The 12,508-nt window shown below is 69.3% G+C and carries 11 protein-coding genes, 1 tRNA gene and 1 pseudogene; 7 read left to right on the top strand and 6 right to left on the bottom strand.

Annotation, left to right across the window (positions count from 1 at the left end):
• The first annotated feature begins 44 nt into the window (after window positions 1-44).
• Window positions 45-1,007, top strand: coding sequence for an LLM class flavin-dependent oxidoreductase (locus ACFYPA_RS20595; protein ID WP_359082653.1), 963 nt, complete (start codon window positions 45-47; stop codon window positions 1,005-1,007).
• Between the two features lie 100 nt (window positions 1,008-1,107).
• Here ACFYPA_RS20595 and ACFYPA_RS20590 read toward each other — a convergent pair whose 3' ends face one another.
• The 4 genes and pseudogenes from ACFYPA_RS20590 to ACFYPA_RS20575 form a co-directional block, all read right to left on the bottom strand.
• Window positions 1,108-1,650: an RNA 2'-phosphotransferase gene (locus ACFYPA_RS20590; protein ID WP_359082654.1), complete on the bottom strand. Its 543-nt coding sequence runs from the start codon at window positions 1,648-1,650 to the stop codon at window positions 1,108-1,110.
• Between the two features lie 148 nt (window positions 1,651-1,798).
• Window positions 1,799-2,767: a MerR family transcriptional regulator gene (locus ACFYPA_RS20585; RefSeq protein WP_389133367.1), complete on the bottom strand. Its 969-nt coding sequence runs from the start codon at window positions 2,765-2,767 to the stop codon at window positions 1,799-1,801.
• Window positions 2,764-4,545 carry an SDR family oxidoreductase gene (locus ACFYPA_RS20580; protein WP_389133364.1) on the bottom strand — a complete coding sequence of 594 codons (1,782 nt, stop codon included), beginning with the start codon at window positions 4,543-4,545 and terminating at the stop codon, window positions 2,764-2,766. The genes ACFYPA_RS20585 and ACFYPA_RS20580 overlap by 4 nt, the downstream gene beginning before the upstream one ends.
• A pseudogene (locus ACFYPA_RS20575) lies at window positions 4,542-4,682 on the bottom strand (Xaa-Pro aminopeptidase); the annotation flags it as partial. The gene ACFYPA_RS20580 and the pseudogene ACFYPA_RS20575, both read right to left, overlap by 4 nt.
• Window positions 4,683-4,981: 299 nt before the next feature.
• Here ACFYPA_RS20575 and ACFYPA_RS20570 point away from each other — a divergent pair.
• The 6 genes from ACFYPA_RS20570 to ACFYPA_RS20545 all read left to right on the top strand — a co-directional run bounded on the left by ACFYPA_RS20570 (window position 4,982) and on the right by ACFYPA_RS20545 (window position 9,931).
• Window positions 4,982-6,016, top strand: a complete 1,035-nt coding sequence (locus tag ACFYPA_RS20570) for an ABC transporter ATP-binding protein (RefSeq protein WP_359082657.1) — start codon at window positions 4,982-4,984, stop codon at window positions 6,014-6,016.
• Window positions 6,006-6,914: an ABC transporter permease gene (locus ACFYPA_RS20565; protein ID WP_359082659.1), complete on the top strand. Its 909-nt coding sequence runs from the start codon at window positions 6,006-6,008 to the stop codon at window positions 6,912-6,914. Before ACFYPA_RS20570 ends, ACFYPA_RS20565 begins: the two co-directional genes overlap by 11 nt.
• Complete coding sequence (locus tag ACFYPA_RS20560; protein ID WP_359082661.1) at window positions 6,911-7,822, top strand: ABC transporter ATP-binding protein; 912 nt, start codon at window positions 6,911-6,913, stop codon at window positions 7,820-7,822. The genes ACFYPA_RS20565 and ACFYPA_RS20560 overlap by 4 nt, the downstream gene beginning before the upstream one ends.
• Before the next feature lie 28 nt (window positions 7,823-7,850).
• On the top strand, window positions 7,851-8,570 hold the full coding sequence (locus tag ACFYPA_RS20555; protein ID WP_359082663.1) for an ABC transporter permease: 720 nt from the start codon (window positions 7,851-7,853) through the stop codon (window positions 8,568-8,570).
• Window positions 8,571-8,859: 289 nt separating this feature from the next.
• Window positions 8,860-9,555, top strand: coding sequence for a hypothetical protein (locus tag ACFYPA_RS20550; protein WP_389133457.1), 696 nt, complete (start codon window positions 8,860-8,862; stop codon window positions 9,553-9,555).
• Window positions 9,556-9,843: 288 nt separating this feature from the next.
• Window positions 9,844-9,931: transfer RNA gene (locus ACFYPA_RS20545), tRNA-Ser, on the top strand.
• Between the two features lie 45 nt (window positions 9,932-9,976).
• Here the strand turns inward: ACFYPA_RS20545 and ACFYPA_RS20540 are convergent.
• Complete coding sequence (locus tag ACFYPA_RS20540) at window positions 9,977-10,774, bottom strand: HAD family hydrolase (RefSeq protein WP_359082664.1); 798 nt, start codon at window positions 10,772-10,774, stop codon at window positions 9,977-9,979.
• On the bottom strand, window positions 10,771-12,060 hold the full coding sequence (gene serS / locus ACFYPA_RS20535) for a serine--tRNA ligase (protein ID WP_359082665.1): 1,290 nt from the start codon (window positions 12,058-12,060) through the stop codon (window positions 10,771-10,773). Before serS ends, ACFYPA_RS20540 begins: the two co-directional genes overlap by 4 nt.
• Window positions 12,061-12,508 lie beyond the last annotated feature (448 nt).

The raw sequence follows: 12,508 nt of genomic DNA, 5'->3' as shown, positions 1-12,508 counted from the left end.
GGGCAAAAGGTGTGATGTGGGCGCCGCACCGTAAAATTTGAGCCATGAGCACCACTTTGCGCCTCAGCGCCGTCATTCTGCCCGTCCGCCCCTGGCACGAGGGCGGACGCGCGCAGTGGCAGCGCGCCGAGGAACTGGGCCTGCACGCCGCGTACACGTACGACCACCTGGCCTGGCGGGCCTTCCGCGACCGGCCGTGGTTCGGCGCCCTCCCCACCCTGACGGCGGCCGCGTGTGCCACCTCGCGTCTGCGGCTGGGGACGCTCGTGACCTCGCCCAACTTCCGGCACCCGGTCACGCTGGCCAAGGAACTCATCTCGCTCGACGACATCTCGGGCGGCCGCATCACGCTGGGCATCGGGGCCGGTGGCAGCGGTTTCGACGCGACGACGCTCCGGCGGGGCGATGAGCCGCCGTGGACCCCGCGCGAGCGGGCGGACCGGTTCGGTGAGTTCCTGCCGCTGCTGGACGAACTGCTCCGCGAGCCGGCCGGGCTGACGCGTGAGGGCGAGTACTACGCGGCAACCGAGGCCCGGAACGTTCCGGGCTGCGCGCAGCTGCCGCGACTGCCCTTCGCCGTCGCGGCGACGGGGCCGCGCGGGCTCGGCCTCGCCGCACGGTACGGGCAGGCGTGGGTGACCACGGGGAATCCGAAGCTGTACGACACGGGCACTGCGGCGGAGTCGCTCGACGCGGTCCACGATCAGGTCGCCAGGCTGGGCAAGGCCTGTGCCGAGAACGACAGGGACGTGGACGATCTCGACAAGATCCTGCTCACCGGCTTCACGCCGGAGTTCAACCCGGACCTCACCGGCGACCGGGGCGGGCCGTTCGCATCCGTGGACGCGTTCGTGGACTTCGCGGGCAGGTATGCGGAGATCGGCTTCACCGAGATCGTGATCCACGCACCGGTGCCCGACGGCAGCCCGGCGTTCCCTGCTGCGGTGGCCGACGAGAAGCGCTTCGAGCAGATCATGACGCAGGGCCTGGCCCAGCTCGCGGCCTGAGGGCCGAGGGGCTGGAGGGCTGAGAGCTGAAGGGCTGAGGCCGGGGGCTGGGGCGGCGGGCCGGGATCGGCAGGGGTGATGGGCGGGCCGGGCGGCCGTGTCAGCCCGGCAGCCGGAGGAATTCCGGGGGTACGGCGGCGGTGAGCCAGACCCCGTTGGCGCTGACGTGGAAGACGTGTCCCGCCCGGTGCATGGCCCCGGCGTCCACGGACAGGACGACAGGACGGCCGCGCCGGGCCCCGACACGGGTCGCGGTCTCGCGATCGGGCGAGAGGTGGACGTGGTTGCGGTTCATCGGACGCAGCCCCTCACCGCGGATCGCGTCCAGGGACCGGCCGACCGTGCCGTGGTAGAGGAACGCGGGCGGGTCGGCGGGCGGTAGATCGAGGTCGACCTCGATGGTGTGCCCCTGGCTGGCCCGGATGCGGTCGCCCTCGACGGCGAAGCGCTGCTTGTCGTTGGCCGCGACGACATGGTCGAGCTCGTCACGGGTGAGCGGGAAGCGGTGGCGGGCGGCGGCCCGCAGCAGCTCGTCAATCGCCACCCAGCCGTAGGCGTCCAGCGTGAGACCGATCCGTTCGGGCTGATGCCGGAGATGTTTCGAGAGGTATTTGGACACCTTGACGGCGCGTCTTTCATCCATCCCGACAGCCTGCCCGTGGCACCCTCTGCGGCGCATCCGCATTTGGCTCTCATTCTCCTCCAGCAATTTCTGCCCACAGGTTTGATCCACAGCCAACTCGGGTTATCCACAGGCAATTTGACGATTCTGTGGACAACGGCTGTGCGTGTTAGTCGATTTGGCCAACTATAGGAGTGTTTGGGCGAGATGTGGTGAGTGCCTCCAATGTGCGTGTCTGCACCTCTCGTTCGACGGCAGCCGCGATGAAGGCTCCGGTGTTCGCCCGTCCAACCAGGCGCTGCACAGACCTGATCGTGTCCGTCGGGAGCGTGACGGGGGTGGTCGGGGGCGTGGGCGGCCGCGCGGTGCCCGGCCCTTCGACGGCGAGATGGTGTTCCAGGTGACGAGTCGCGAACGTCCGCATCGCACGGGCGAGTTCCGCGTCCACCGACTGCTGGGCCAGCGGTCGGAGCCGCCGGACCATGGACGCCGCCTCGGCCGCGTCCGCGTCGGTCGGCGGGTGGTGGCCGAGGTAGCGGGCGAAGACGTGCTCGGTGGTGAACTCCAGGAAGCGGCAGGCTATCTGCTCGACCTGACCGCGAAGTTCCCGCAGGTGCCCCGAAATCGCGCTCAGCGGGACACCCGCTGCGTGCAACTCGACGGCGACCGCGAGCTCCTGTGGGCTCGGCACCAGGAACTCGTCGTCACGGCCCGGGACGGGCTCGAGCACCCCCAACTCCAGCGCCTCGGTGACCGCCTCGTCGTCGGGGCGCCCGCCGAACCGCACGCGTAGTTCCGCTCGGGTGATGCGGTCGGCGCGCTCGTCCGTCCACGGGCCGTGCACCTCGGCGACGAGCCCGAGTACACCGCCGAGACCACGCCCCGAGTCCCAGGCCTCCAGCAACTCCTTGATGCTGGCCAGGGTGTAGCCCCGGTCCAGCAGGTCCGCGATCTGCCGGAGCCGGGCGAGATGGGTGTCCCGGTACACGTTGGCCCGGCCCCGTCGCTCCGGGGTGGGCAGCAGCCCGCGGTCCTGATAGGCGCGGATGGTGCGGACCGTCGCGCCGCTGGCGTGGGCGAGATCCTCGATCCGGTACTCGGCGGCTGCCCGGCCGCCCACCGGCTCGGCCGCGCTCACAGCGGTGGCTTCAGCCGGGCGACCACGCGCAGCGCTCCCGGGCTGATCCGGTGCAGGAACCGGGCGGTGTGGGACTCCGGCGTCACCGGAACGACGGCCTGGTTGCGCACGACCGCCTTGAGGATCGCGTCGGCGACCTTCTCCGGTGGATAGTTACGCATCCCGTACAGCTTGCCCGTCCGCTTCCGCAGCCGCTCCTCCTCCGCCGCGTCCGCCCCGGCGAAGCGCGCGGTCGCGGTGATGTTCGTCTTGACGATGCCCGGGCAGATGGCGCTGACCCCGATCGACTTCTCGGCGAGTTCGGCGCGCAGGCACTCGCTGAGCATGAGGACAGCGGCCTTCGACGTGCTGTACGCGGGCAGTGCGCGGGACGGCTGATATGCCGCCGCGGAAGCCGTGTTGACGATGTGGCCGCCCTGCCCGCGGTCTGCCATCTGCTTGCCGAAGAGCCGGCAGCCATGGATGACGCCCCACAGATTCACGTCGAGGACGCGCTTCCACTCCTCGGCGGTCGTGTCCAGGAAGGACCCGGAGAGCCCGATGCCGGCGTTGTTGACCAGCACGTCGACGATGCCGTACTCGGCGGCGACCTTCTCGGCGAGTTTCTCCATGGCCTGGGCGTCGCTGACGTCCACGGTTTCCGCCCAGGCGGCCGGGGCGCCGATCAGCCGGGCGAGCTCCGCCGTCCTGCTCGCCCCCTCCGCGTCCCGGTCCACCGCCACCACACGGGCGCCGGACTCGGCGAACGCGAAGGCGGTGGCCCGTCCGATCCCGGCGGCCGCGCCCGTCACCAGGACGAGCTGGCCGCCGAACCGGTCCGCGTACGCCCCCGTCGCCGCGGTGTCCCGCACCGGACCGCCGCCCAGCCGAGCCGCCTCGGTGACCGCGGCGAACTCGCCGATCCAGGAGGCCAGCTGGTCCGGCCTGGTGCGCGGGACCCAGTGCTTGGCGGGCAGCGAGCGCCGCGTCAACTGCGGCACCCAGGCGTCGAGTCCGTCGTAGAGCTGTTCCGAGAGGAATATGTCGCCGGTCGGAGTGATCAGCTGTACCGGTACGTGTGCGAACGCGTCGGTGCGCGGCCTGCGCAGCCGGGCACGGACGTTGTCCCGGTAGAGCCAGGCCCCGTGCGCCGCGTCGTCGGGCAGGGACGGTGTCGGGTAGTCGCCCGGGGGCACCTTCTCCAGCCGCTCCAGGATGCGGGGCCACCTCTTGCCGAGCGGCCCCCGCCAGGCGAGCTCCGGCAGCACCGGGGTGTGCAGCATGTACACGTACCAGGACTTGGCGCCCTGCCCCAGCAGTTGGCCGACCCGGCGCGGGGTGGGCCGGGACATCCGCTGCTTGATCCAGTGCCCGAAATGGTCCAGCGACGGGCCGGACATCGAGGTGAAGGAGGCGATCCGGCCCTTGGTGCGGCTGACCGTGGCGAACTCCCAGGCCTGCACCGAACCCCAGTCGTGCCCGACCACGTGCACCGGGTGGTCCGGGCTCACCGCGTCGGCCACGGCCAGGAAGTCGTCGGTCAGCTTCTCCAGCGTGAATCCGCCCCGCAGCGGTATGGGCGCCGTGGACCGGCCGTGACCGCGCACGTCGTACAGCACGACGTGCCACTGCTCGGCGAGCTGCCGGGCGACCTGCGTCCAGACCTCCTTGCTGTCCGGATACCCGTGCACCAGCACGATCGTGGGCAGTGCCGCGTCACCCAACTCGACGACACACAGGTCGATCCCGCCCGTGACCACCCGGCGCTCGCGCGCCCCCGGCAAATCTCGCAGGCTCATGCCGCCACCCTTTCCTCGGCCCAGCGCCGCACATGCGGCAGATCGTCGTCCAGCCCGAAGGCATTCTGCTCGGGATCCCGTGAGTCGGTGACCACCGGGATCTCCCCGAACTCCGCACCCGGGCCCCGGAATCCGATGCGGCTCGACCGTCCCGTACGTCCTTGACGCGGGGGAGGTCATGCCACCGTCCGTTCCCTGCCGTGTGCGGTACGTGCCCGTAACGTGACACTGATGAATGTGACAATGCCCGGCGGCTACGTCAAGGGGTGTTCCCGGCCTGTGGAAAACTCCGCCGACGGCCCGCCCGGACAACGCCGCCGCGACGCGTGGTCCTCCTTCAAGGGGTCCCCCTACGGGTCCGTACATCTGGAGTCTGACGGGAATCCAGCCGTCAGGTCTGACGACCGGTGTGGCGCGCACCACTACCGTCGATGACGTGACTGTCATTGCGACCGAAAGCCTGAGCAAGCGGTTCCCCCGGGTGACCGCGCTTGACCGGCTCTCCTTGGACATCGGCCCCGGTGTGACCGGGCTGGTGGGCGCCAACGGAGCCGGCAAGTCCACGTTGATCAAGATCCTGCTGGGTCTGTCCCCCGCGACCGAAGGCCGGGCCGCGGTGCTCGGGCTCGACGTGTCGACCAGCGGCGCCGCCATCCGGGAACGGGTCGGCTACATGCCCGAACACGACTGTCTGCCGCCAGACGTCTCGGCCACCGAGTTCGTCGTCCACATGGCGCGGATGTCCGGACTGCCGCCGACCGCGGCCCGTGAACGCACCGCGGACACCCTGCGGCACGTCGGGCTGTACGAGGAGCGCTACCGGCCCATCGGCGGCTACTCGACCGGGATGAAACAGCGGGTGAAGCTGGCCCAGGCGCTGGTCCACGACCCGCAGCTGGTCCTCCTCGACGAGCCGACCAACGGACTGGACCCGGTCGGCCGGGACGAGATGCTCGGCCTGATCCGCCGGATCCACACCGACTTCGGGATCTCGGTCCTCGTCACCTCGCACCTCCTGGGCGAACTGGAACGCACCTGCGACCACGTCGTCGTCATCGACGGCGGAGCGCTGCTGCGCTCCAGCTCCACCAGCGACTTCACCCAGACCACCACGACCCTCGCGGTCGAGGTCACCGACAGCGACACCCACCCCGACGGGACCGACGCCCTGCGCAAGGCCCTCACCGGAGCGGGGATCAAGCTGGTGGGGCTCGACGGGCTCGACGCCGAGGGCCTGCCCGGGGCGGGCCACATCCTGCTGATCGAGGCGACCGGCGAGGAGACGTACGACCTCGTCCGCGACAGCGTCGCCGGCCTCGGCCTCGGCCTCGTCCGGATGGAACAGCGCCGCCACCACATCGCCGAGGTCTTCCGTACCGAAGAGGCACCGGCAGCGCACCCCGAGGCGCTGACCGCGTCCGTGGCCGCGGGGGCCGTACAGCAGAAGGGGAGCGGTCGCGATGAGCACTGAGACCGGCGCCGCGACCGGGAGCGAGACCTCCCGGATCCACAACATCGGCTACCGCGCCTACGACGGCCCACGTCTCGGCCGCGCCTACGCCCGCCGCTCGCTCTACTCGCAGTCCCTGCGCGGTTCCTTCGGACTCGGCCGCTCGGCCAAGTCCAAGGTGCTGCCCATGCTGTTGTTCGGCGTGATGTGCCTGGTCGCGGCGATCATCGTGGCGGTGGCCATCAACATCCCCAACTCGACGAAGCTGCCGATCGAGTACACCTCGTACGCCGTCTATCTCCAGGCGGTCATCGGACTGTTCCTGGCCTCCCAGGCACCGCAGTCGGTGTCCAGGGACCTTCGCTTCAAGAGTGTGCCGCTGTATTTCTCCCGGCCGATCGAGCGGGGCGACTACGTCGCCGCCAAGTTCGCCGCCATGGTCTCCGCGCTCTTCGTCCTCACCGGGGCGCCGCTCGTGATCCTGTACGTGGGCGCGCTGCTGGGGAAGTTCGACTTCGCCGACCAGACCAAGTGGTTCGCCCAGGGGATGGTCTCGGTGGCCCTGCTGTCCGTGCTCTTCGCCGGTCTCGGCCTCGTGATGGCCGCCCTCACCCCGCGGCGCGGCTTCGGTGTCGCCGCGGTGATCGCCGTGCTGACGATCACGTACGGCGCGGTCAGCACGCTCCAGGGCATCGCCTGGTCCACCGGGTCCGGCGGCGCCGTGCCGTGGCTCGGGCTCTTCTCCCCGATCACGCTCATCGACGGTGTGCAGACCGCCTTCCTCGGAGCCACGTCCGCCTTCCCCGGAGGGGAAGGCCCTGGGGCCGGTGCCGGCGTGGTCTATCTGATCGTTGTTCTCGCGCTCGTCGCCGGCTCGTACGCCGTACTCATGCGCCGCTACCGGAGGGTCGGGCTGTGACCACCATCGAGATCGACCACACGTCCCGCTGGTTCGGCAACGTGGTCGCCGTCAACGACGTGAGCATGACCGTGGGTCCGGGGGTGACCGGTCTGCTCGGCCCCAACGGCGCCGGCAAGTCCACGCTGATCAACATGATGGCCGGATTCCTCGCCCCCTCGACGGGCACGGTCGCGCTCGACGGCAAGCCGATCTGGCGCAACGAGGCCGTCTACCGGCAGATCGGCATCGTGCCGGAGCGGGAGGGGATGTACGACTTCCTGACCGGTCGCGAGTTCGTCGTGGCCAACTCCGAACTGCACGGCCTCGGCGACGCCGAGGCGGCCGCCGCGCTGGCCACGGTCCAGATGGAGTACGCGCAGGACCGCAAGATCTCCACGTACAGCAAGGGCATGCGCCAGCGCGTGAAGATGGCGTCCGCCCTGGTCCACGACCCGTCCGTGCTGCTGCTCGACGAGCCGTTCAACGGGATGGACCCGCGCCAGCGGATGCAGCTGATGGAACTGCTGCGACGCATGGGGGCGGAGGGCCGCACGGTTCTCTTCTCCTCCCACATCCTCGAAGAGGTCGAGCAGCTCGCCTCGCACATCGAGGTGATCGTGGCGGGGCGGCACGCCGCGTCCGGTGACTTCCGGAAGATCCGCCGGCTGATGACGGACCGGCCGCACCGCTATCTCGTACGGTCCAGCGACGACCGCGCCCTCGCCGCCGCGCTCATCGCCGACCCGTCGACGGCCGGGATCGAGGTCGACCTGAGCGAGAACGCGCTGCGCATCCAGGCCGTCGATTTCGGACGCTTCACCACACTGCTGCCGAAGGTGGCACGCGATCAGGGCATTCGCCTTCTGACCGTTTCGCCGTCCGACGAGTCCCTCGAATCGGTCTTTTCCTATCTCGTAGCGGCCTGAGTAGTGGCCTGAAAGGAGCTGTGACGTCATGTACGACCCCACAGTCGCCCGGCTCACCTACCGGGCCCTGCTCGGCCGGCGCCGGGCCGCCATCCTCTTCGTCCTGCCCGCGCTCCTGATCGTCATCGCGGTGGCGGTGCGGATGTTCGCGGGCGCCGACGACCAGGTGGCCTCGGACGTGCTGGGCGGATTCGCCATCGCCACCATGGTCCCGCTGATCGGTGTGATCGCCGGGACCGGGGCGATCGGACCCGAGATCGACGACGGTTCGATCGTCTACCTGCTGGCCAAGCCGGTGACCCGGCCCACGATCATCTTCACCAAGCTGATCGTGGCCATCGCGGTGACGATGGTCTTCTCGGCGGTGCCGACCCTGATCGCGGGGCTGATCCTCAACGGCAACGGCCAGCAGATCGCGGTGGCGTACACGATCGCGGCGCTGGTCGCGTCGATCGCCTACAGCGCGCTGTTCCTGCTGCTGGGCACGGTCAGCCGCCACGCGGTGGTCCTCGGCCTCGTCTACGCGCTCGTGTGGGAGGCCCTCTTCGGCAGCCTCGTACCCGGTGCGCGCACGCTCAGCGTGCAGCAGTGGTCCCTCGCGCTGGCGGAGAAGACCGGCGGGGGTGGCGCGATCACCTCCGACGTCGGTCTTCCGGTCGCGACGGTGCTGCTGGTGGCGGTCACCGTGGTGGCCACCTGGTACGCCGGTCAGAAGCTGCGGACGCTGAAGCTCGCCGGCGAGGAGTGACCACGAGCTTCTGTCATGCGATGACCCCCGTCCGTCGGACGGGGATCATCGCATTCCGGACAATCGCATGCGTGACTGTACGGTTATCGGTTCGTTCTCCCCTGTGCGTGGAGGCAACTGGAATCTGTGGCGTCGTAGCTTTCGTGAAATCCGGATAGCCGATGCGACGGGGCGTCACCCCGTCGGTCGGTCCTTGAGTGAGTGGCAACCGTGAGCGTCCTCCGCCCCCTGAAGCCCGGGGAGAGGGCCGTCCGCATCCAGCTTTCATTCACGATCGGAAGGCATGCTCGTGCCCACGGAAGTCGCCCTACTCGAATCACGCGCCCTGCGCGTCGAACAGATGGGGCGCGTCGACGCCCTGGACAAGGTGAAGAGCCTTGTCATGCTCCCGGACGGAGTTCACGTTCGCACCGAGGACGTGGCCCGCTACTTCGAAGTATCCACAGGTGCCGTGAGGAGGCTGACGGACCGCCATCAGGGCGAGCTCACGCAGAATGGGATGCGCGTGCTTCGGGGATCTGACCTGCGAACATTCCATAGCGACATGCTGTCGCTATGGGGTAGTGAAGCCGCCGAAAGTTATCCACAGGCAGCGACTCAACTCCGCCTCTACACCCGCAGAACCGTCCTCAACGTCGCGATGCTTCTTCGCGACAGCGACATCGCGCGATGCGTCCGTACGTATCTCCTCGACGCCGAGCAGGATCTGCGCGCGGGATACGCCTCGCTCGAACACCGCGTCACCCGGGTCGAAAGCTGCCTGGCGGGAGTCGGCAGCGCCCTCCAGGAACTCGGGCCGGTCCTCAACCGGATGTCGCACCGGCTCGACAGCCTCGACCGCAGGATGGAGGACACGCATCAAGTGGTCGGTGCCATGAGCGTGCGGCTGGGCGGGGTGTCCGAGGACATCGCCCGGCTCGACGGACGCATGGACGATCTGGCGCGGAATCTCAAGGACCTGAGCCGCCGCAACAGGAACCGCTGACGCAGAAGCGCTGACGAGGAACCACTGACGAAGGCCCGTGCCCGGTGCCGCCCGTAAAGGAGTGGCACCGGGCGACGGGGGCACGGCACAGTAGGTGATACGGCACCCGCCGGGAACGGCACCACAGACCGGGAGAGGAGCGCGGCGATGACCTACAGTCCGAGTCCGTCGAGCTCCCAGCAGGGCGCTCCCGAGCCCGCGCCGGAGTAGTCAGCGACTGCTCCGCCGCGCCGCTACGGGCAGCAGGCCCGGGCGGCCGTCCTTGCGCATCGCGCGCGGCCGCCTCCCGGAGGATTGGCCGAGTGGTAAGGCAGCGGCTTGCTAAGCCGTCGTCGGGGTCAAGAACCCCGCGCGCGTTCGATCCGCGCATCCTCCGCCGCAGCCCCAGCACCCTGAGCCGGCCCGATCCGGACGAAAGACCCTAGAGCAGCTGCTCCAGCACCACGGCGATCCCGTCGTTCTCGTTCGACGCGGTGATCTCCTGAGCGACTGCCTTCAGATCCTCGTGCGCGTTGGCCATGGCCACACCGTGCCGCGCCCAGGCGAACATCGGGATGTCGTTCGGCATGTCACCGAAGGCGATCGTGTCCGCGGCCTTCACGCCCAGCCTGCGCGCGGCCAGCGAGAGGCCGGTGGCCTTGCTGAGTCCCAGCGGCAGGATCTCCACCACGCCCGGACCCGCCATGACCACGTCGACCAGGTTGCCGACCGCTGCCCGCGCGGCCTTCGCCAGCGCGTCGTCGTCCAGATCGGGGTGCTGTATGTAGACCTTGTTCAGCGGCGCCGACCACATCTCGGCCGGGTCCTGCACGAGGACGGACGGAAGCGGTCCCTCCTGAACGCGGTAGCCGGGGCCGACAAGTACTTCGCCATCGAGTCCGTCGCGGCTCGCGGCCAGCGCCAGCGGACCGACCTCGGCCTCGACCTTGGAGAGCGCGAGGCCGGCCAGCTGCCGGTCCAGCGTCAGCGACGTCAGCAGCTTGTGCTCGCCCGCGTGGTAGACCTGCGCACCCTGGCCGCAGACCGCCAGGCCCTCGTAGCCCAGGTCGTCCAGGATGTGCCGGGTCCAGGGGACGGCGCGGCCGGTGACGATGATGTGCGCCGCACCGGCCGCGGTGACCGCGGCCAGTGCCTCGCGCGTGCGCCCGGAGACCGTGTCGTCGTCACGCAGCAGCGTGCCGTCGAGGTCGGTCGCGACGAGCTTGTAGGGAAAGCTCACTTGGCGACCGGCTCCAGGACCTCGCGCCCGCCCAGGTACGGGCGGAGCACCTCGGGCACCCGCACCGAACCGTCGGCGAGCTGGTGGTTCTCCAGGATCGCCACGATGGTGCGCGGTACGGCGCACAGGGTGCCGTTCAGCGTGGACAGCGGCTGGAGCACCTTCTTGCCGTCACGGTTGTCCCGCATCCGGACGGACAGCCGGCGCGCCTGGAAGCTGTCGCAGTTGGACGCGGAGGTCAGCTCGCGGTACTTGCCCTGGGTCGGGATCCAGGCCTCGCAGTCGAACTTCCTGGAGGCCGAGGCGCCCAGGTCGCCGGTGGCGACGTCGATCACCTGGAAGGGCAGCCCGAGAGCGGTCAGCCACTGCTTCTCCCAGTCGAGGAGGCGCTGGTGCTCCGCCTCCGCTTCCGCCGGGTCGACGTACGAGAACATCTCGACCTTGTCGAACTGGTGGACCCGGAAGATGCCACGGGTGTCCTTGCCGTACGTACCCGCCTCGCGGCGGAAGCACGGGGAGAAGCCCGCGTAGCGCAGGGGCAGCTTGTCCGCGTCGATGATCTCGTCCATGTGGTACGCGGCGAGCGGTACCTCGGAGGTGCCGACCAGGTAGTAGTCGTCCTTCTCCAGGTGGTAGACGTTCTCCGCGGCCTGGCCGAGGAAGCCGGTGCCCTCCATGGCGCGCGGGCGGACCAGCGCGGGGGTGAGCATCGGGATGAAACCGGCCTCGGTGGCCTGGGCGATCGCCGCGTTGACCAGGGCGAGCTCCAGCAGCGCTCCGACGCCCGTCAGGTAGTAGAAGCGCGACCCGGACACCTTGGCCCCGCGCTCCATGTCGATCGCGCCCAGCGCCTCGCCGAGCTCCAGGTGGTCCTTGGGCTCGAAGCCCTCGGCGCCGAAGTCACGGATGGTGCCGTGCGTCTCCAGGACGACGAAGTCCTCCTCGCCGCCGACCGGGACGTCCGTGTGGACGATGTTGCCGAGCCGCAGCAGCAGGCTCCGGGTCTCCTCGTCGGCCTCGCCCTGCGCCGCGTCGGCCGCCTTGACGTCGGCCTTGAGCTGCTCGGCCTTCTTCAGGAGTTCGGCGCGCTCCTCCGGGGAGGCCTTGGGGATGAGCTTGCCGAGCGATTTCTGCTCGGAACGGAGCTCGTCGAACCGGACCCCGGACGACCTGCGCCGTTCGTCGGCGGAGAGAAGGGCGTCGACGAGGGCGACGTCCTCTCCACGGGCGCGCTGGGAGGCGCGAACACGGTCGGGGTCCTCACGAAGCAGGCGAAGGTCAATCACCCCTCCAGGCTACCGGTGTCGGCTTCGCTAGTTCGAACCGATATCGCCAAGCGTGTCACTTTGCCCGAATTGCCGGTATTGGTAATGCTGGGGGTGGAATCTGCGGCAGGTGGGGGCCCAGGGCTTCGAGAAAGAGGCCCTATTCCCCTAAAAGGGGCAGAAGGGTTATGTGCCTTGACGCATTGGCCTTGCCGGGGCGGGGAGTTGGTTGCCGCTTGTCCACAGGAACGGGTGGTCCGTCAAAGTTATCCACAGGCTGTGAGGAAGATCTGTGGACATGGAGGAGATCATTCCGAAAGCCGCATGCTGACATGTGGATTCGCGGTTCAAACCCCCTTCACACGCTCGTTCGGGTGGGAATTCCTCGCCCTAAAGAGTTGATCAATGGAATTGAGCTGACAACGGGCGACCCGCCGACCTGTGGGCGGATCTGGGAGAGGTGGGCAGA

The sequence above is a fragment of the Streptomyces sp. NPDC005775 genome (genome assembly GCF_042871565.1).
Classification (GTDB): Bacteria; Actinomycetota; Actinomycetes; order Streptomycetales; family Streptomycetaceae; genus Streptomyces.
Note: the sequence above shows the minus strand (reverse complement) of the source record. Positions and strands in the feature narration are given on the sequence as shown.